18 protein-coding genes are annotated in these 20,335 nt (G+C 40.9%); 11 read left to right on the top strand and 7 right to left on the bottom strand.

The genetic code is table 11. The features are described from left to right. Nucleotides 1-73: 73 nt before the first annotated feature. Entirely contained in the window at nucleotides 74-772 is a 699-nt protein-coding gene (locus tag AC07WY_RS05025; RefSeq protein WP_494735928.1) for a DUF1826 domain-containing protein, read from the bottom strand. Nucleotides 773-1,369: 597 nt separating this feature from the next. On the opposite strand from AC07WY_RS05025, the gene AC07WY_RS05020 reads away from it, so the two are divergent. From AC07WY_RS05020 to AC07WY_RS05000, 5 genes are read left to right on the top strand one after another with little or no spacing between them, the layout of a single operon-like run. Beyond that, nucleotides 1,370-2,617, top strand: coding sequence for a dienelactone hydrolase family protein (locus tag AC07WY_RS05020; RefSeq protein ID WP_494735841.1), 1,248 nt, complete (start codon nucleotides 1,370-1,372; stop codon nucleotides 2,615-2,617). Nucleotides 2,618-2,633: 16 nt separating this feature from the next. Continuing rightward, nucleotides 2,634-3,425, top strand: coding sequence for an SDR family oxidoreductase (locus AC07WY_RS05015; protein ID WP_105714284.1), 792 nt, complete (start codon nucleotides 2,634-2,636; stop codon nucleotides 3,423-3,425). A 55-nt stretch (nucleotides 3,426-3,480) separates the two neighbouring features. Beyond that, the gene (locus AC07WY_RS05010; protein ID WP_056515442.1) at nucleotides 3,481-4,719 is read left to right on the top strand and encodes a styrene monooxygenase/indole monooxygenase family protein; all 1,239 of its coding nucleotides are present in this window, start codon (nucleotides 3,481-3,483) and stop codon (nucleotides 4,717-4,719) included. A gap of 28 nt (nucleotides 4,720-4,747) precedes the next feature. Beyond that, on the top strand, nucleotides 4,748-5,284 hold the full coding sequence (locus AC07WY_RS05005) for a flavin reductase family protein (RefSeq protein ID WP_004721623.1): 537 nt from the start codon (nucleotides 4,748-4,750) through the stop codon (nucleotides 5,282-5,284). A gap of 50 nt (nucleotides 5,285-5,334) precedes the next feature. Next, nucleotides 5,335-6,282, top strand: a complete 948-nt coding sequence (locus tag AC07WY_RS05000; protein ID WP_494735840.1) for a SphA family protein — start codon at nucleotides 5,335-5,337, stop codon at nucleotides 6,280-6,282. Between the two features lie 117 nt (nucleotides 6,283-6,399). Here AC07WY_RS05000 and AC07WY_RS04995 read toward each other — a convergent pair whose 3' ends face one another. The 5 genes from AC07WY_RS04995 to AC07WY_RS04975 form a co-directional block, all read right to left on the bottom strand. Beyond that, nucleotides 6,400-7,458 carry an AraC family transcriptional regulator gene (locus AC07WY_RS04995; RefSeq protein WP_494735839.1) on the bottom strand — a complete coding sequence of 353 codons (1,059 nt, stop codon included), beginning with the start codon at nucleotides 7,456-7,458 and terminating at the stop codon, nucleotides 6,400-6,402. Nucleotides 7,459-8,038: 580 nt separating this feature from the next. Further along, the gene (antC, locus tag AC07WY_RS04990; protein WP_494735838.1) at nucleotides 8,039-9,070 is read right to left on the bottom strand and encodes an anthranilate 1,2-dioxygenase electron transfer component AntC; all 1,032 of its coding nucleotides are present in this window, start codon (nucleotides 9,068-9,070) and stop codon (nucleotides 8,039-8,041) included. 11 nt (nucleotides 9,071-9,081) lie between these two features. Beyond that, nucleotides 9,082-9,573 carry an anthranilate 1,2-dioxygenase small subunit gene (antB, locus tag AC07WY_RS04985; protein WP_004721618.1) on the bottom strand — a complete coding sequence of 164 codons (492 nt, stop codon included), beginning with the start codon at nucleotides 9,571-9,573 and terminating at the stop codon, nucleotides 9,082-9,084. 2 nt (nucleotides 9,574-9,575) lie between these two features. After that, nucleotides 9,576-10,991 carry an anthranilate 1,2-dioxygenase large subunit gene (gene antA, locus AC07WY_RS04980; protein WP_494735837.1) on the bottom strand — a complete coding sequence of 472 codons (1,416 nt, stop codon included), beginning with the start codon at nucleotides 10,989-10,991 and terminating at the stop codon, nucleotides 9,576-9,578. A 660-nt stretch (nucleotides 10,992-11,651) separates the two neighbouring features. Next, a complete protein-coding gene (locus AC07WY_RS04975; RefSeq protein ID WP_004820393.1) occupies nucleotides 11,652-12,044 on the bottom strand; it encodes a hypothetical protein in 393 nt (130 codons plus the stop codon). Nucleotides 12,045-12,408: 364 nt separating this feature from the next. Between AC07WY_RS04975 and AC07WY_RS04970 the strand changes: the two genes are divergently transcribed. The 4 genes from AC07WY_RS04970 (at nucleotide 12,409) to AC07WY_RS04955 (ending at nucleotide 17,037) form a co-directional block, all read left to right on the top strand. Beyond that, a complete protein-coding gene (locus AC07WY_RS04970; protein WP_262085639.1) occupies nucleotides 12,409-13,752 on the top strand; it encodes a spinster family MFS transporter in 1,344 nt (447 codons plus the stop codon). Between the two features lie 90 nt (nucleotides 13,753-13,842). Beyond that, complete coding sequence (locus tag AC07WY_RS04965; protein WP_419820619.1) at nucleotides 13,843-14,844, top strand: AraC family transcriptional regulator; 1,002 nt, start codon at nucleotides 13,843-13,845, stop codon at nucleotides 14,842-14,844. 83 nt (nucleotides 14,845-14,927) lie between these two features. Further along, the gene (locus AC07WY_RS04960) at nucleotides 14,928-16,034 is read left to right on the top strand and encodes an NAD/NADP octopine/nopaline dehydrogenase family protein (RefSeq protein ID WP_494735927.1); all 1,107 of its coding nucleotides are present in this window, start codon (nucleotides 14,928-14,930) and stop codon (nucleotides 16,032-16,034) included. A 1-nt stretch (nucleotide 16,035) separates the two neighbouring features. Then, entirely contained in the window at nucleotides 16,036-17,037 is a 1,002-nt protein-coding gene (locus AC07WY_RS04955) for a 3-hydroxybutyryl-CoA dehydrogenase (protein WP_494735836.1), read from the top strand. Nucleotides 17,038-17,384: 347 nt separating this feature from the next. Here the strand turns inward: AC07WY_RS04955 and AC07WY_RS04950 are convergent, their stop codons facing one another. Continuing rightward, nucleotides 17,385-17,852: a MarR family winged helix-turn-helix transcriptional regulator gene (locus AC07WY_RS04950; RefSeq protein ID WP_004721604.1), complete on the bottom strand. Its 468-nt coding sequence runs from the start codon at nucleotides 17,850-17,852 to the stop codon at nucleotides 17,385-17,387. A gap of 147 nt (nucleotides 17,853-17,999) precedes the next feature. Between AC07WY_RS04950 and AC07WY_RS04945 the strand changes: the two genes are divergently transcribed. Both AC07WY_RS04945 and AC07WY_RS04940 read left to right on the top strand, forming a co-directional pair. After that, the gene (locus AC07WY_RS04945) at nucleotides 18,000-19,112 is read left to right on the top strand and encodes an amidase (protein WP_494735835.1); all 1,113 of its coding nucleotides are present in this window, start codon (nucleotides 18,000-18,002) and stop codon (nucleotides 19,110-19,112) included. Between the two features lie 18 nt (nucleotides 19,113-19,130). Continuing rightward, entirely contained in the window at nucleotides 19,131-20,297 is a 1,167-nt protein-coding gene (locus AC07WY_RS04940) for an acyl-CoA dehydrogenase family protein (protein ID WP_494735834.1), read from the top strand. The last annotated feature ends 38 nt before the right edge of the window (nucleotides 20,298-20,335 follow it).

The following is a 20,335-nucleotide window of genomic DNA, read 5'->3' as shown; positions in this document are numbered from 1 at the left end:
TTAATCATTCTTTTTAGACTTGTCATCTCAAGAGGCAGTTTTTCTCTATTTATTAGGTATATTGGGGCATGTTCTAACAAATTAACAACAATCTATATTCGCCATCCTTTTCAACGGGCGCTCGATGAACGCAAGGTAAAACCTGTTGTGTTGGATGATCTACCGCTAAGCGCCAAAGCTGTCCTGAGCCTAAATTTAAAGGTTCTGAGTTGGATTTCGGCTGGTAATGCAGATCAAAAAAATACTCTTGCAGAAAGCTTTCAAATTCTGCTTCAGGACCGTCATGTAATGCTTTAAGCTGTTCCCTGATTTCTGGGATCAAAATCTTTTGTTCCACTTGATCATTGGAGATGATGTCACTGGCAGCGCCATGATAGGTACATAAAAAAGTATCTGTTTCAATGGGCGAACGATCAACATGATACGAATATACATCTGTAGAAATGAAATCCAGATCTTGATCCCGTTCATAATGTTTAAGTAAATTCAGTGAAGGTGATGCACCGAAATCAGTTAGAAGCTGTATATCCCTTAAGATGACATCTCTTGCCAAAATGCCTTTTTCTGAAAGTTGTAGTGCTAAAAGATCTGCAGTGGAAACTTCGGTAATATTTTCTTTTAACTCAAGTTTAGACACAATTTCTTTAAAATCACCCAGCAAATCTCTGTTCCAACAAATAGCATTTATCTCGCCTTGAAATGTCGTATTTACAAGTTCAGAGAAAGTCGTTACAACACGAACTTGATTGTTGTCAGAAAATGTAAGGTGCATATTAGAATTTAATAAATCAGAAACCATGTCTAATAGATTCACTCAGCTTAGTAGAATCAGCTTTATAGAAGTTGGGACGAATAACACAGAAGCGTGCATTACATGTAGCGTTAGACATAGCTTACTGAACAACAGGGTATTGTTGCAATGTATTGCTAAGTGAGATGGTTTTAATAATGAGTTCTATTGAGAACTTTTGCAAAATTGCAGGTTTACTTATTTAACTATGGCTTACTGATGTGGTGAGCAAAATCTTGTTTAAGATAGTGTTGTTCAGAATAGTCGGTGCCAACATATTTATAAAAAGTGGCAATCGGCTTCTATCATAAGTCCTTATTAAAACTATAATTCAACATACCAAAGCCCTCTCATCCTCGCCTCAGCCCAAAGGCAATTTCAATATCAAAATGATTCGCTCAATATGCTCATTTTTGATCTATGAAAGATCTAACAATTTCTAAAAATAAATTTTATGCAATGAATTTTCATCTTTCACAGTATTCCGCACTGATTGGATAATCCTCGCAGATTTTGGACAGACCTTAAATACCTTTCACAGACATGATAACGCTAACGGTTAGGTCTGGAGTGGATGAAATGTCAGGTCAATATATTGAAGTAAAAACACAAACAGGGAAGTCATTTGCTGGGTATTTGGCAATTGCAGAGGGCGGAAAAGGGCCTGGAATTGTACTGTGTCAGGAAATTTTTGGTGTGAATGCAGCAATGCGTATCAAGGCTGATTTCTTGGCTGAGGAAGGTTATACCGTATTGGTACCAGATTTATTCTGGCGGACTGCACCTCACATTGAACTGGGTTATACCGAGCAAGATTTTCAAAAAGCCTTCGAGCTTTATCAACACTATGATGAAGATCAAGGTGTCGAAGATATTCAAGATAGCTTGAATTTTCTCAAAACTTTAGAGAGTTGCGATGCCAGTGCAGGCTTAGGTGTCGTGGGATATTGTCTGGGTGGAAAACTGGCGTATCTGGCAGGTTGTCGTATTCCTGAAGTGGCCTGTGCTGTGGGTTATTACGGGGTAGGAATCGAGAAGACACTCGATGAACTTGAAAATGCCAAAGGGCGAGTAGTTTTACATATTGCTGAATTAGACAAGTTTACACCGCCAGAGGCACGCCAAAAGATTCTGGATGCTGCCGCCCAATATAGCAATGTTCAGGCTTATGTCTATGAGGGTGTAGATCATGCCTTTGCCCGACCAAACAGCGAACATTATCACAAACCCTCCGCACGTTTTGCTCATGAACGCAGTATTACCGCACTGCATCAAAGTATCGGACCAGTTTATGATTTGGTTGCACTTTGGGAAGCGCATATCCGTTATGAATTTGATACACGCGATGTACCTGCCACTATGGCAACCATGGTCGCGCAACCCTATGTCAATCATATTCCAACATTGACAGGTGGTGTGGGATATAGCCAACTTGCCCGCTTCTATCAATATCACTTCGTTCATCAAAATCCTAAAGATATGAAGATCACGTCGATCTCACGCACTGTTGGTTCAACACAGGTGGTGGATGAATTCATTATGAGTTTTACCCATGACAGTGAAATTGACTGGTTACTGCCGGGTGTCGCGCCAACAGGAAAGTATGTTGAGATTCCTATGCTGGGTGTGATCCAGTTCCGTGGCCCAAAACTCTGCCATGAACATATCTACTGGGATCAGGCATCCGTTCTGGTTCAAATTGGATTACTCAATCCTAAAGGATTACCTGTTGCTGGTGTAGAAACTGCTCAAAAACTACTGGATGAAGATTTGCCATCCAATACCCTCATGCCGTGTTGGTCAAGCAGCGAAGGCAAATCGTTTTAACTATCAGGAGTGGAATATGGATATTCAATTGAATCAGAAAATCGCTGTGGTCAGTGGCGGCGCAACCCTGATTGGTCAGGCCGTAGTTCAAGCATTGGTCGATGCAGGTGCAAAAGTCATTATTCTGGATATTGACCAACAAGGACAGCAAGTGGCAGATGCCATGCACGGACAGGCGCAATTTATTCAAACTGATTTAAGCAGTGATGTGGCGATTGTAAACGCAGTGAAAACAATTCACGACAGCTTTGGCAAAGTTGATTATTTGGTCAATCTGGCCTGTACCTATCTGGATGATGGCTTTAAATCCTCACGTGAAGACTGGTTACAAGCATTGAATATTAATCTGCTTTCGGCAGTCGAATTGACCCGTGCGTTTTATGAGGATTTAAAAACCAAGCATGGTGCGATTGTCAATTTTACCTCGATCTCCGCCAAATTTGCACAAACAGGACGTTGGCTTTATCCCGTTTCAAAAGCAGCGATGCGACAACTCACCCAGTCCATGGCAATGGATTTTGCAGCAGATGGGGTACGAGTTAATTCAGTATCACCTGGTTGGACATGGTCACGGGTGATAGCCGACGTCAGTGGCAATAACCGAAGTAAAGCTGATGCCGTAGCAGCTGACTATCACTTGCTGGGACGTCTAGGTCATCCCGAAGAGGTGGCCAATGTGGTGCTGTTTTTACTCTCGCCAGCCGCAAGTTTTGTGACAGGCGCAGACTATGCCGTCGATGGTGGTTACTCCGTCATGGGGCCTGAAGGGAATCAACCAGCTATTCCACGTTTAGCCGATGAAGCGTGATAGCAAATCAAACATTTAAAACACTCAATGAATTAAAAAATATGGGAGAACCATGATGCGTCGTATCGCTATAGTAGGAGCGGGTCAATCTGGATTGCAGCTCGGTTTAGGATTATTAGACACAGGTTATGAGGTGACGATTGTCACCAACCGTACTGGTGATGAAATTCGTCAGGGCAAGGTCATGTCGAGTCAGTGTATGTTTCACACGGCCTTGCAAACAGAGCGTGATGTTGGACTTAATTTTTGGGAAGAGCAATGTCCAGCGGTTGAAGGGATTGGATTTACACTGGTCAACCCAGAAACAAAACAGCCTGCCTTTGCATGGAGTGCGCGATTGGAGCGTTATGCACAATCGGTAGATCAGCGCGTCAAGATGCCGTACTGGATGGAAATGTTTGAGCGTCGTGGTGGTCAGTTGATTATTCAAGATGTTGGGATAGATGAACTGGAACAGCTCACTGCTGAATATGAGCTAGTCTTACTAGCCGCAGGTAAGGGGGAAGTGGTTAAACAGTTTGAGCGTGATGAAGCGCGTAGTTGCTTTGATAAGCCACAACGCGCGCTTGCTTTGACCTATGTAACAGGTATGAAGCAAATGTCGCCGTATTCTCGTGTGACTTTTAACGTGATTCCAGAAGTGGGTGAATATTTCTGTTTTCCTGCGCTTACAGTTACAGGTGCTTGTGAAATTATGGTGTTTGAAGGCATTCCCGGTGGGCCGATGGATTGCTGGCAAGATGCGAAAACACCAGAACAGCATTTGCAAATGAGTAAAGATATTTTAAACAAATATGTGCCTTGGGAAGCAGCACGTTGTGAAAATATTGAATTAACCGACGCTGGTGGCTATCTGTCTGGACGTTTTCCACCGGGAGTGCGTAAACCGATATTAACCCTGCCATCTGGTCGTAAAGTTTTTGGTATGGCCGATGCGTTAGTGGTGAACGACCCAATCACTGGGCAAGGTTCAAACAATGCTGCCAAGTGTAGCAAAATTTATTTCGATGCCATTTTAGCGCATGACAATCAAACATTTACAGATGAATGGATGCAACAGACATTTGAACGTTATTGGGCATATGCCGAAAAAGTCGTGGCTTGGACCAACAGTTTATTGTTACCACCACAACCGCACATGATTGAGCTTTTGGCTGCGGCTGAGCAGAACCATGCCATTGCTTCGAGTATTGCCAATAATTTTGATAATCCACGCAATTTTGCTCCATGGTGGTTTGATCCAGAACAGGCGCAACGTTTTATCGAATCGAAAAGCTGTCAAAAAGTGGCTTAACAGGGAAGCAAAGTCAAAGGTGAATGTTATGAATATCAACACATCGCAGGAACTGGATTTAAAACCGATTGATACGGAAAATCCAAGAGAAATCCGCAACCTGTTAGGGCAGTTCGCTACAGGGGTTACGGTGATTACAACCCGTGGACGAGATGGACGAAAAATTGGGATGACAGCCAACTCGTTTTCTTCACTATCACTCGATCCGCCGCTGATTTTATGGAGTTTGTCAAAGACTGCACCAAGCTTATTGGATTTTACTGAGGCCGAATATTTTGCGATTCATATGCTGGCACAAGAACATCACTCACTTTCAGGGCATTTTGCCCGTGGTTCAGAGGATAAGTTTGCCAACATTGCACATCGTGAGTGTGAGCGCGGTTTACCGTTACTAGAGGATGTATTGGCAACATTGGTATGTAAAAACGTAAATCAATATGAAGGGGGGGATCATCTAATTTTTATTGGTCAGATTGAACATTATCAACATCGTATTGGTGAGCCTTTGGTGTTTCATGCGGGCAAGTATCGTATTGCTGCAGCGCATCCAGAACTGAGTATTTAACAGTAACAATCACGATCAATTTTGATCGTGATTTTTTTCGGGGATCGAAAATGAAAAATAATGTGATCAAAAGAGGTTTTCTTGCTGGAACAGTGGTCTTAACAACGGTTGCAGCACACGCATATGACTTGCCGACAGTGAATCTGGGCATGACCAGTTTTCTGGATGGTGGACTGCCGGCAGGGCCGGGGTGGTATTCTCAAACGTATCTGCAAAATTATGATTCGAACAAGTTAAAAGACAATCAAGCTCATCGGTTAGCTTTACCCAAGACCGATTTAAATTATCAAGTCATTGTTGAACAAGTCAGTTATCTGTCCGATGTGCGTGTAGGTGAACATGCATCATTGGGATTGAATATGCTGATTCCATTTGTCAGCAAAATGGATATGGATGATGGTTTAAATAATGCTGCGATTAAAGCCCAAGGGGGTTTTGGTGATCTGATGATTGGGCCATTCATCCAGTTTGACCCAGTCATGGGCAAAGATGGGCCCAAATTCGTACAACGTTTTGAATTTCAGGTCAATTTACCAACAGGGAAATATGATCAGAATAAAAATATTAATCCGGGCAATAATGCCATCTCGTTTGATCCATACTGGGCAGCAACCTATTGGTTTAATCCAAAGTGGACGATTTCTACACGTCTGCACTATTTGTACAATTTTAAAAATGATGATCCAAATTATAGCTTTGGTCTTGCAGATGATATTCAGGCAGGGCAAGCGATCCATGCCAATTTTGCAACCGACTATGCGCTTACACCACAATTACGCTTAGGGATCAATGGTTACTGGCTCAAGCAAATGACCGACACGGAAGTAGAGGGTGAAAAATTAACAGGCACACGTGAACAAGTGTGGGCGATTGGACCGGGGGCGATGTATAGCTTTTCTAAACATGATCATATCGTGACAAATGCCTATTTTGAACAGGATGCAAAAAATCGTCCTGAAGGAACTCGTTTGCAATTACGTTATATTCATCACTTCTGATTTGAAACGCTATGGCAACATACTGACAGATATACTTGACCTATTTAGATACGTCTAAATAGGTTTTTTAATTTTTTATAATGAATAAAATCTCTTTAACTAAATCTCATCGGTTGCTTAAGAATATGGCTTAAACCTAAGATCTTGCTGTTCAAGGGCGCTACGGCGTGTACAAGAGGGCAATTCACCATAACGACGTTTATATTCCTGAGAAAAACGCCCAAGATGACTAAAGCCCCATTTAAACGCGACATCTGTGACTGAGACATGCTCATTTTGTAGCAGTTCCATATGCGCTTGTTCAAAACGCAACTCTTTTAAATATGACATTGGCGTGGTGTTTAAAAAGCTTTTAAATCCAGCAAACAAGGTACGTACGCTTACGCCTGCTTGTTCAGCCAATTGTTCAATAGTTAAATTTGCGTGTAGATTTTCACGCATATAGGCTTCAGTACGTTTGACAAAATAAGGTGAAATGGCTTTTTCTCTGTACTGATCGATTTGATGCAATAAGCTGTTGGCTTGGCCGTAAATCAGGGCATTAAATAGACTGGATTCAAATTGCTTAAATGCCATTGGGTGATGCAAAGGGTGCTGTTCACAAGCAAGTGCATCCATCAATGTACGCATCAATTGGAAAAAATAAGCACCGCCTTGGGTAGAAAGATCAAGCTTGGGTTCAAAAATAGGAGGGTGCTGCTGTGCGTCTGGAAGATGCTGGCGGCAGTGCTGTAAAAGGTCATCTTTATCAATTTTGAGAATCAGCTGTGGTGAGTTGGCATGCCAGCGCATTTTTAGCGATTGTTCGGGGGAAATTAGAGAGGCAACTTGCGGATAAGAAATAAATTTTTGTTGATTCATTTCAATTTCTGCATATCCCTGTGTTGGGATTTGAATCAGATAAAATTTTTCTAAATGGTCAGGTTCAATATAGACATCGGCACTGTATTCAAGACGACTGATGGATAATCGTCCTGCTTTAAGATGGTGCATGGATGAGTGAAAATCGTTTTGTTGTTGTACGATTCTTAATAGATGTGGTTTGAAGATTTGCCCAACACTTTTGCAGGTTTCGCCTAAGTCTTGATGCTGAAAGACTAAGTTTTGTGATGAAAAAATGGGGCATTGCTGTAAATGACGTCCATTGAATTCCATAGTAGGATCGACCTGACTCATAAATATTCCTTTTGGCTGGCTTGTTTATTACAGCTAATCTTTATGTCACATGATGACCTGATTAAAAATGCACTAAACAATACTTAAAACTTTAAGTGGCTGGCAGTGATATAAAGAGTTAAGCAAAAAATAGACCAAGTAAAATACCTCAATACAACATATTTTTAGTCTAGTTTGGCGTGATCAAATCAATAAAAACGTCATGGTATTTTTAAAAAATAAAGGATAGCGTTGATCATGCTTTGTACTCTTTATATGATCCTATTCCTTAAGATCTATCTCTATGTATAGCAAATCTGACTAAAATGATCAATTTATTTTTAGTTGTTTTTAATGATATAACTTATTGAATAATATAATTATATTAAAACTCCTCATATTATTTTAAATATCAGGATATCACAAAACTGAAATATTCAGACGACGTAGAAAAAATATCCAAATTCCATCAATAAATCATCCTATGATTTCGCTATTTAATAAGTTTTGTTGCCCAAATAAGATTTGAATCATTTTGAGCTTAACCCTGCTGTGAGTTGGTGTCATATCTTAAGATATGACACGCATTTTGTTGTTAAAACTAAGTTCTTACTGTATTGCTCTGTAAGAACTTCTCACTGTAAATCGAACAATCTTCGATAGACTGTTCATCTAGCCAAGATTTGACGGCTTCGATCATCGGTGGCGGGCCACATAAGTACATGTCGAAGCGTTGTTGTTGAAGTTGTTGTTTATCCAGATGTTGATGGATATAGCCTGATTTTCCTTGCCATAGTTCTGAGGCGCTTGAAATAATCGGATGATAACTAAAGTCTTTGATCTTTTCTGCATAGGCGATCAAACGCTTTTGTTCACATAGATCGGCTTCTGTATTGACGCCATAATAGAGTTGCACTGAGGGTTGATTTGGTTGATCGGCAAGATTATCGAGCATACCTAAAAAAGCCGATAAGCCTGTACCACCTGCAATAAAGATCAGAGGGCGTTCAGCTTCACGTAGGTAAAAACTACCTAAAGGTGCTTCCATCATCAGACTTTGTCCAATCTGACAATGTTCTCTGAGATAATTACTCATTACACCATCTGGAAGCAGACGAATTAAAAACTGAAGTTGATTGTTGGCATTGGGACGATTGGCAAATGAATAAGAACGCCAATCGTCAGTCTCTGGAATTTGTAAACGTGCATATTGACCTGGTAAAAAATTCAGTTCCTTGTCAAAACTACTGGCATCGAGATGCAAGATCGCGGTAGTTTCTGAAACCAATTCAACAGCAGTAACCACTGTGGTGATTTTTAAAGCTTCACCCGCATTACAGATTTCGGAACTATGATCGAAATAAAAAGCAGCATTAGACTTAACCCGTGTTTGGCAAGCCAGCATTTTACGTTCAGCCAAATCACGTTCGCTTAATGCATCCTCATCGACATATTCTTGTTCATAAATACCCGTTTCACATTTTCCCTGACAGGTTCCACAAACACCTTCACGGCAGTCGAGCGGAAGGTGGATTCCTTGACGAACTGCTGCATCCAACAGTAATTCGTCTTCCTGTACCACGATAAAAAATGTTCTACCATCGGCAAAGTTGAGTGCAACAGAATGACTCATTGTATTTCTCCTTAGACGTGATAGAAATCGAGAACCGAATCTATCTTGTCATTAAGCAATACGCTGTGTTGACGACGAATACGGAAGCTATCTTCAGTTGGGCGGAGTAAATAAGTGGCATGACCATAAAAGCATCCTTCAAGGCCCTGACGATTATAAAGCGTGCGCCAGCTTACCTTTGCCTCAACCAAACCATCTTCTTGAGTCTTTACTTGTACATTGTGAATATTATGTTGAGTGCGCGGTAAAGGCGTTGCAGAAGCCGCTTTTCCAGTGCGGATACGGAACACACGATCTTCAAGTCCTGAACGATCGGGGTAATAAATATAGGACAAACCTTGATTGGGATCTTCAACGTAGTGATGGTCATCAATCCATTGTGGGATATGATATTCGCTGTCTTCATCATAGAGTTCGAGATAAGCATCCCAATCATAGCGATCACACAGTTCCGCCTTTTTATAAAGGAATTGAGACACTGCAAAATGAAGTTCTAGAGACATGGTTACACCTCATCCGTAACAGATTGATTTAAAAAAGTGACTTCTTGCATCTTAAGTGCTTTTTTATTGAGTCCATTGAGGAGCAGGCGTTGCCAGTGACCATGCTGGTTAACATATAGCCCTTCATGAGTAAATTCACGCCCTGTGATCACGGGTTCAATACCAAGATCTTGTGAATTTTGTGATGGGCCATAATTCCATTGATGATAACCGCGTGAGATATCACTCCAGCGTTCTAAACGACCCTGAAAGCCTTTTTGTTGTTCGCGGAATTCCACCAGATCATCTGGTGTACCCAATCCTGATACATTGAAAAAGTCTTCAAACTGACGAATACGGTTACGACGTGCTTCCGCTGATTCACCTTTGACACCAATACATTGGCTGATAACTTCAGTTTTATTCCACGCCACTGGACGGACAATACGCAGTTGTGAACTGATCTGATCCATAAAGAACAGGCTTGGATAAAGGTTGAGGTTACGTAAACGATGCATGGCCCATTTAGCGCGTTTTTCCCCAAATCTTTCCAGCAAATACGGCATCACCACATCATAACCAGGACGTACCGCTGGATTTGGCATATCGCTGAACAACACACTATGTCCATTTTTAAAGCTAAACCAACCATCATCCGTTTCGGCATCACCCGCACCTAATTTACTATAATCAAGTGTGTCGAGTTCACTGCCATTGGCTGCGTTAACTTGCTGGCGATGTTGAACGGTGGAAACATAGTTATAATGCACGGTACTAACGTGATAGCCATCCAGACCATTTTCATTTTGTAGTTTCCAGTTGCCTGCAAAAGTATAAGCAGATTTACCTGGTAATACTTCAAGCTCACCTGTTGGTGATTGATCAACCATCAAGTCAAGAAACACTTTAGTATCACCTAAAAAGTCTTCCAGTGAATCTGTGGCCTGAGTATCCAGACTGACAAAAACAAATCCACGATAGCTGGCAATACGGCCTTGTTTTAAACCACGGCTGGATTTATCAAAATCCTCACAATATTCATTTGGCGCTTTGACCTTAACCAAACGGCCATCCGACTTATAACACCAAGCATGAAACGGGCAGGTGAATACAGACTGATTGCCTTTAGCCACACGGGTCAAGGTTGCACCACGATGCTCACAGGCATTGACCATGGCATGTAGTTCGCCTTTACCATCACGGCTGATAATGATCGGTTGTCGGCCAATCTGTACTGTAATGAAATCATTGTTATTGGCAATTTCACTTTCATGGCAAGCATAAATCCAGACCTTTTCAAAAATGAGCTCCATTTCGAGATCAAACAGTTCTGGTTCGGTAAACATATCGCGAGCAATTCGATAAACACCATCATTTGGTAGAAAATCGATACAGCTGTGTACAAAATTTTGCCATTCGGCGAGGTTACGTGCAGTCATGGGCTCTTCCTCTATCCAATCAGTCCTTTGTTTGATTGAACCGCGATTTAAAGAAGGGCTCTATCCAGATTTTCCATGTGTTTATCCACTTTATGCAGATTAAATCCTTGGATACATTTTTGTTGAGGAGATTGCGACAGGATTTTTCAATCTGCTTTATACATAACAAGATGCATACTTTTGAAATAAATAGGGTCTGTTAACAATTCGTCTATGTTTGCGACTATGTGTGTTTTTTAGGCGATACTAGGCACGAAATACGAAATTTAGTCATTCTAAATGAGTAGTTCGTAACGACGTAGCGGCAAAAAACACGCTAGTCCCGAAGGGGTTGTGGCTAAAATTATCTCAGCCTTCGTTATGAAACTCGAAAATAGTCTCGCTATTCTCTTCATTTCATGCCTTGTCTGCTCAATTTTTGCCTACAACGCAAGCCATTTATGAAATGTCAACAGACCCTCATATTTTTGAATTGGACTTCGCCGTAATTTTGTTTTTTAAGTAAAATTTTAATGATGGGGATGAAAACAGACAAAGTGTTTGCCAAAAACGAGGGGACTAAGCTTTAAGTCGCAACTCAATCATTTATATTCTAAATTGATATCTTATTGAACTTAAAGCGTTGCATTGAATAATGGAGTTATTATGACTGACCGCTATTTAAGGTAAAAAAGTTTCCTGTAAATAACTCCACTGCATTTTTCCTTGAATTTCTTCAATCAGTGCACAAGAACGTCGAACTAGAATTCCTGATTCCTTGGTGTGTTTTTCAGTATAGGTGAGAACAATGCTTTGTTCGCTTTGCATCAAAATTTGTTCATCATAAATTTCAATCTGTAGATCTGGCATCTTGCCCTGATTATTGCTAAACAGACCTTTGACATCGGCTAAGGAAAAACGCTTTCCAGCTGCGCCGACCATCTCAAAATGATCGGAAAAATATTCAATAAGTAGGGGAAGATCTTGTTCTGTATGTTTCCCGTTAAAAATACGTTCAATCAGTACGTGCATGCTATGTATACTTTCAATTGCATCTTGTTTTGACAGCGGCATATCCATTTCCTATGAGAGGTGTATTTTCTATATTATGTAAAAATAAATGTAAAATTCAATATTATTTTAAAATTAAATTTTTAACCTATGTTTCAAGGATGCTCCAAAAAATAATTTCAAATTAAATAAAACATAATATCTTATTGATATCTCTTATTTTAAATAAAATAAATTTGTTCGAGTTGAGCATTGTGAAGTAAAAGGTATAACTATATACTTAAAATAACATGGAAAATTCCATGTAAAAATAACTATAGTAAGCTAAGCTTTTATCAAGGAGGTGGATAGGAAATGGATATTTCCTTAAATACGCGACATCTTCTTAAAGATACCAATCATAAAAATGCATGGACAAGGAAGAAAAATGGATACTCATTCACCAGAGCCAACAGGCTCTCATTCAAATACATATGCATGGTATGTTGTTTCACTTTGCATGTTGGCTTATATATTTTCATTTATAGATCGGCAAATACTGGCACTGATGATTGAACCGATTAAGGCTGATCTAGGATTGTCAGATACCCAATTTAGTCTATTACATGGTCTCGCCTTTTCGTTGTTTTACGCCTTTATGGGGCTGCCACTGGCCTATTTGGCAGACCGATTTTCTCGACCAAAAATTATTGCAGTCGGGGTAGTGTTTTGGAGCATTGCAACTGCATTCTGTGGCTTAAGTAAAAACTTTATTCAACTGTTTTTAAGCCGTATGGGGGTTGGAGTGGGCGAAGCTGCTTTATCTCCAGCAGCGTATTCAATGTTTAGTGATATGTTCAGTAAGGACAAATTAGGCCGTGCTGTTGCAGTATATTCAATTGGTTCATTTGTCGGTGGAGGGATTGCTTTTCTGGTCGGCGGTTATGTGATTGGCTTGCTTAAAAATATGGACACCATTCAGGTTCCTTTATTTGGTGCATTAAGAGCATGGCAGGCGGCATTTATTATCGTGGGCTTGCCTGGGGTATTTATTGGCCTACTGGTGTTACTTACGGTGAGAGAACCGCAACGTAAAGGTCAGCGCTTAAATGCACAAGGTCAAGTTGAAAAGACCAGCATGAAAGATGCGTTTAAGTTTATCAAAAAACATAGTCGTACTTTTACTTGCCATTATTTAGGTTTTACCTTCTATGCAATGGCGCTGTATTGCTTGATTAGTTGGTCACCAGCATTTTACATGCGTAAGTTTGGCCTTACACCGACAGAAGCAGGCTATATGCTAGGCACGGTGTTATTGGTGGCAAATATTCTTGGCGTATTCTGTGCAGGCTGGCTCAATGACTGGTTTATTCAAAAAGGACGTAAGGACGCGCCAATGATTACCGGTGTGATCGGAATCGTGGGATTAATTTTACCAATTATGGTGTTTACCCAAGTCAATGAGCTGTGGCTTTCTGTGGTATTTCTGGTCCCTGCCATGTTTTTTGCCTCTTTCCCAATGCCAATTTCAACCACAGCAATGCAAATGCTGGCACCGAATCAGTTGCGTGCACAAATCTCAGCCGTATTTTTGCTGATCAGTAATTTGGTTGCAGTTGGAATCGGTACCACGTTGGTGGCATTGATTACAGATAAAATTTTTGAAAATCCACTGATGGTGGGGATGTCTTTGTCTATCGTGGGTACGATTTCATGTGTGTTGGCATTTATCTTATTGAAAAAGGGCTGTAAGGCATTTAGCGCCAGTATGCAGCAGGAACATGCCTCTTAATCCAATGGTGTTCTCAATCAGTCACAGCGCCCATTCTTTGTAATGGGCTTTGTGACTTGTTTGGTCAATCCATAATCAGGGAGTGAAAGAATGGAACAGTTTTTCAAATTGGATTATCTGGATGAACTGCTATTGTTTAAATCGGATGATTATCAAACCATTAAAGATCAGGTCAGTTATTATTTAAGCCCTCATCGTTTTGAGGTGGAAGTGCGTGAACCGTTAAATACCCGTTTAAATGGTTTTCGCTTTGGAAATTGTGCCTTGTATGATCTTAAATATAGCGCACCTGTGATAATTACCATTGATGAAGTTTCTGATTTTTATTTATTTCGATTGACACTGGAAGGCCAATGTAAAGTAGGTATAGAAGACCAACAGGTGCTACAGTCAGTCGGGATTATGTCAATTACGCATCCACATACTCAACAGCAAATCCAGACCAATCAGCATTGCCGAAATATTATTTTAAAACTTGCTCAACATGATGTAGAAACCCAATTGTTTAAAATGTTGGGGCATACCAGTCATGAACCGGTTATCTTTGATATGAGTTTGTCCTGTACCGAGGAAGGCATAGACTCGATTATTGAAACCCTCAATTATTTGTGCCATGCCTATTATCATATTCAAAATTGGAGTTTTATCTCTGCGAGTTTTACCCAGTATTTAATTGAACTGATTTTATTAAAGATCCCAAATAACTATAGTGATCAGCTTAATTTGCAAAGACAGCATATTTTGCCCGGATATCTAAAAAAAGCACAAAAGTATATTCAGAATCATTTAGAACAACCGATTTCATTAGCGGATTTAAGCCAGTGTTGTGAGGTGTCGATCCGCACATTGCAAAAAGGCTTTAGTCAGTATTTACAACAAACCCCAGTCGAGTATATCCGTGATCAGCGACTTGAACGGGTACATTTGGCTTTACAGCATGCACAAACCAATGAAACAGTGACGGATATTGTGCTGCGTCACGGCTTTCAAAGTTTAGGGCATTTTTCTACGCTGTATAAAAAACGTTATGGGTGTTTGCCCTCTAAAACTTTAAAAATGAGTCCTGTTCAAATGAGTACAATGCTTTCGTAAACTGAACACGTGTTGCGTGTTTGGATAAGCCAGCAGGTTATTGCGTTTCTATGATGAATTGAAATAAATCAGGAAGAGCAATGATGAAAATTACAGTTTTAGGTGGCGGTCATGGATGTTATGCAGCTGCGGCAGAAATGGCTGAAAAAGGGCATGAGGTGCTGTTATGGCGCCGTGATTCAGATGCTTTACAACAACTTGCTGGCACTGGGCAATTAAAGATTAAGGATTATCAGGGCGATCGTACTGTGACGGTGGGTTTTGAAAAGAGTCAGATTAATTTGTCTGATGATTTGCAACGTGCCATTGAACATGCTGAGTTAATTATTATTCCATTACCTGCGACCACACATGATGATTTAGCCCGTCAAGCAGCGCCATTTTTTAAAGCAGGGCAAGTGGTGTACTTGCCACCGGCGACATTTGGTAGTTTTATCTTTGCCAAGGCGATGCAACAAGCAGGTAACACTGCGCAAGTGGCATTTGCGGAAACGGGAACTTTGCCTTATTTGGTGCGTAAACATGGGGTGAATCAAATTGTGATTAGTGGTTATGCGACCCGTTTACCCACAGGCGTATTTCCAAGCGTATTGTCACAACAGGCATTTCAAGTGCTTAAGCAGGCTTATCCTAGCGTTGAACCCGTTGAGGACAGCTTAAGTGGTGCATTGATGAATGCTGGACCCATTATTCATCCACCTTTAATTTTGATGAATGCGGGTCCACTTGAACATTTTGAAGCGTGGGATATTCATAACGAAGGTACTCAACCCTCAATTCGTCGTGTCACCAATCAACTCGATGCGGAACGAATGCAAGTACGTGAAGCATTGGGATATGCCGCACCACATTTTCCTTTGGCGGATCATTATAATCGTGAAGGTGAGGGGGATGAATGGATGTATGGACGTGGGGCACATGGAAAATTAACTGACAGCGGTGACTGGCGTGAGGATATCGATTTAGATTCACATCGCTATATGTTAGAAGACACTCGTTTAGGATTATCTTTTTTAGTTTCTGTGGGACGTTGGGCAGGTGTTGCAACCCCTGTTGCTGAGGGCTTGTTGAATATCGCGTCAGCAGTCACGGGTAAGGATTTATATCAACAAGGACGTACTTTTGAGCGTTTAGGTCTTGCGGATAAAGGCCCAGCAGAACTGCAAGCGATTTTGCAACAAGGAGTCTAAAATGCAGATGATCGAAAAAATTGCGGTGCTCGGTGCTGGGCGTATGGGCAAAGCCATTGCGATTGCTTTTGCTTATGCAGGACTAAACGTTGATTTGATTGATGCAAAACAACGCAGTGAAGCTGAATTTGAACAATATCAAACTCAAATTCGTGCTGATTTACAGCAAGAGTTACAGTTGCTTGAGAAAATTCAGTTTATTCAAGCGGAGCAGCAAGTTTTTGTTTTGGATAAGATTGCGATTTTATCTAAACAGGCTGCTACAGGCATATTGCCAAGCTGTGTGTTGATCCTTGAGGCTGTACCAGAAGTAAAACAAGCCAAACAAGAAATTTTTGCTTGGCTGGATCAATATCTTTCACAGCAGTGTATTGTGGCTTCGACCACATCCACATTTTTAGTGACGGATATTGCGCAAATGATTTCGCATCCTGAGCGAGTGGTCAATGCACACTGGCTAAATCCTGCTTATCTCATGCCTTTGGTGGAGTTAAGCCGTTCTGACCAGACCTCAAATGAGGTATTGACTCAGCTTAAGCAATTTCTACAGGTGATTGGTAAAGTACCTGTGGTTTGTAATGCCAAGGCGGGTTATATCGTGCCAAGGATTCAGGCCTTGGCAATGAATGAAGCGGCACGTATGGTTGAAGATGGAGTCGCTTCGGCAGAAGATATTGATATTGCTATTCGTACCGGTTTTGGTTTGCGTTTTTCTGTTTTAGGCTTATTGGAGTTTATTGATTGGGGCGGTGGCGATATCTTGTATTATGCCTCGCAATATTTGCAAAAAGAGCTGGGTGAGCGTTTTCGAACACCTGAAATTATTGCGGAAAATATGCGGCAGCAGCGTAATGGCCTTCGTGAAAAGCAGGGCTTTTATAATTATGCGGATGTGGATATTCATCAATATAAACAAGATGTTTTACGGACCTTTTCAGATCGAATTGAAAAAAGTAAGTTAAAACCACCGTTTAATATCGTCAACCTTTCAAAAAACGCATAGACAAGAAAATAATGTCTCTTAATTAATATTTTTAATTAAATTAATTGTATGGAAAAATAGGTTATTTGATTGTAAAAAGCTTGCAATGCCACAGCTTATGTTCAAAGTTTAAACACCTTTGCGTAGGCAATGCCTCACTTTTCAGAGATGAAAAGATGACAAAAATCTTTTGCTGGGCGAGGGGTACGTCCTGTACCCCCGCCCAACGGCGACATCCCTGTCGCCCCGCGGGAGGATAACCATCTATGATTCAAAAGTACAAAAAACATGAGCTTGATTGATGATCAATGACTTGATGGAAATCACTAGTATGAATAATTAGGTGGTTTGACTATTTTTTACAGCGTTTAGCTTGATGGCATCAAGTTGAATAGCTTTTTCAACTGTGCATTTAACTGATGCAATTCTTCATCTTCAAAGGCATTTAAAATCCCAGATAAAGTCACTTGGCTGATTTGATTGATCTGCTCCACCAATTCTTTACCTTTGTCTGTCAACTTGACCATCGAGATACGTTCATCAGACTCTGACGAAAAAACCTGCACAATATCATCTTCAACCAAGCGATAAATGGCTTTGGTTGCTGTGGTCAATTTAAGTGTAGAGAGGTTGGCAATTTCGGTAATACTGGCTTGTTGCAAAGCATTGGTACTTAAAATGATTTTACGACGTGTATTGTCGATACCTAGTTTTTTTATTGATTTTTCAATAAGTTGTGTATATTTACCATTCACTTGAGAAATCCAAAAGAAAGGATAGCTTTGTAAACTGCTAGGTTCATTATTAGGTAGAAATTGTTCTAAATGAGTAAGCATAGCAAAGTGATAACTTTATAAAGATGAATATTCATCATTATACAAAAATTAAAGAAAAAATCTTTGCTCTTTCTGATAAAAACATCTTGACAATTACATTACTTTTTCCGATATTGGTATTAAGTACAAAAATACATGGAAAAGTGAATGAATATTGTTGTACAAGACGTACAAATAGGACACGGTGCTTTAAAAGTCATGGTGAAAGATTCCATTGATATTCAAGGTCTAAAGACCATGATCGGGAGCAAAGCCTTGATGGATAAGCCTTCTGCAACAAAAAATGCAGAAGTGGTAGAGCGTATTTTGGCAGCGGATTGCCAAATTACTGCAAAAACCAATCTACATGAGTTGGCTTTTGGGATTACCGGGATCAATCCTGTTTTTGGCACTGCAATCAATCCTCAATATCCTGATCTTATTCCAGGTGGTTCATCGAGTGGGTCTGCTGCTGCCGTAGCCGCGGGGCTGGCTGATTTTACTTTAGGTACCGATACTGGTGGTTCAATTCGTATGCCAGCGGCATGTTGTGGGGTGTATGGTTTTAAGCCGACATTCAATCGCGTCAGTCGTCAAGGGATACATCCAGCCATGAGTTCGTTGGATTGCGTGGGACCATTTGCCGCTTCGGTTGCAATGATTGAAACCGCAATGCAGATAATTGATCCAAGCTTTCATGCTTTGGAAAAATTAGCGCATACGCCGAAACTGGCTTGGCTTGAGGTAAATGCAAATCCAACGGTATTGAACTGTATTCAGCAATTTCTTGCTCAGGCGAATCTGTCAGCTACACCAGTGAAATCTGAATGGTTTGAACCTGCTTATGATGCAGGGATGCAGATCATTAATTATGAAAATTGGCAGGCGTATGGCGAGTTAACCAAAACCGATTTATTGGGTGACGATATCCATGCTCGCTTGCTCAAATCTGCGCAAACCACGGCGCAACAAGTAAAAGAGGCGGAAGCGGTCAAAGCACAATTTATCAATGAAATTGATGGCTTATTGGAAAAATATGATGCTGTGTTACTGCCAACCCTTCCGGAAATCCCACCCAAATTAATCGATGCAGAACATATGGTTGCACTGTTGAACTTAACCTCATTGGTGCGTCCATTCAATTTATCTGGTCATCCTGCAATTTCAATACCGCTCAAAACCAGTGAAGGGCAACCAGTGGGTTTACAAATCGTGGCAAAACGAAATTCGGATGAGCTGGTGTGTGCAATTGCGAAATATATCGTGGATGCCGCGCAATAAATGACAAGGAGTTGGGTAATGAATAATTTATCGACAAAGGAATTTGTAATGGACACAACAATAATGGAATTAGAAGCACTCTGTCAGGAGATTCGAGAACGGGCTTGTACAGGCGAGTTCGATAACCAAGCGTATGTGAGTCAAGACATCATCGATAAGTTAAAGCAGATTGGTGTCTATCGTGCATTGGTACCGAAACGTTTTGGCGGCAATGAATGGTCACCTCAACAGTTTTGTAAGTTGATTGAACGTTTGTCTAAAGCAGATGGGTCCGTGGGCTGGGTTGCGAGTTTTGGGATGAGCCCTGCCTATTTGGGGAGCCTGCCTGAAGAAACACTTGAAGAATTATATAAAGAGAGCCCAGATATTGTATTTGCAGCAGGTATTTTTCCACCGCAACCCGCAGATTTAAGAGCTGATGGCGTGGTGGTAAAAGGTCGATGGAAATTTTCAAGTGGGTGTATGGGGGCCGATATTATTGGGGTGGGGATTAGTCCACAGGTCAATAACACCACACAAGGTCTGCCACGTTTAGCAATTATCCCAGCAAAACAAGCGCAAATCGAAATGACTTGGGATACGGTCGGTTTAAAGGGAACAGGGAGTCATGATCTGTTGGTGGATAATGTCTTTGTAAACAATGACTGGACTTTTATCCGTGGTGAACCGTCCAAACTTTCGGAACCTTTTTTTAAATATCCATCACTGTCGTTGGCAACACAGGTGTTAACTGTGGTCGGGATCGGTGTTGCAGCAGCAGCGTTGGAAGAATTCCAAAAGTTAGCGCCAGGGAAATCATCCATTACAGGTGGCGCTGAAATTGCCAGTCGCCCAGTCACTCAATATGAATTTGCCCAAGTCGAAGCTGAGTTTAAAGCAGCACGTGTTTGGTTCTACGACACTATGCAAATCGTTTGGAATGAGATTATTGCAGGTGGTACGCCAACACCAGAACAGATCAGTGATATGCGCTTGTCTTGTACCCATGTTGCTCGAGTTTGCGCACGTGTAACGCGCAAAATTCAAATGCTGGCGGGCATGACTGCAATTTATACCCATAACCCATTTAGCCGTTTTGTGAATGATACCAATGTGGTGACTCAGCATGCCTTTATGGGCGATGCCACTTTACAAAATGCCGCTTTGGTGAGCTTTGGTATGCAGCCAGCACCCGGTTATTTATAAGCCGAATTTAAATAATCACGAGATGCCCAAGGATGAAT

It is taken from the genome of Acinetobacter sp. GW821-FHT01C12, assembly GCF_059422625.1.
The sequence above is the reverse complement of the archived record's forward strand: the minus strand, read 5'-3'. Positions and strand labels throughout refer to the sequence as shown.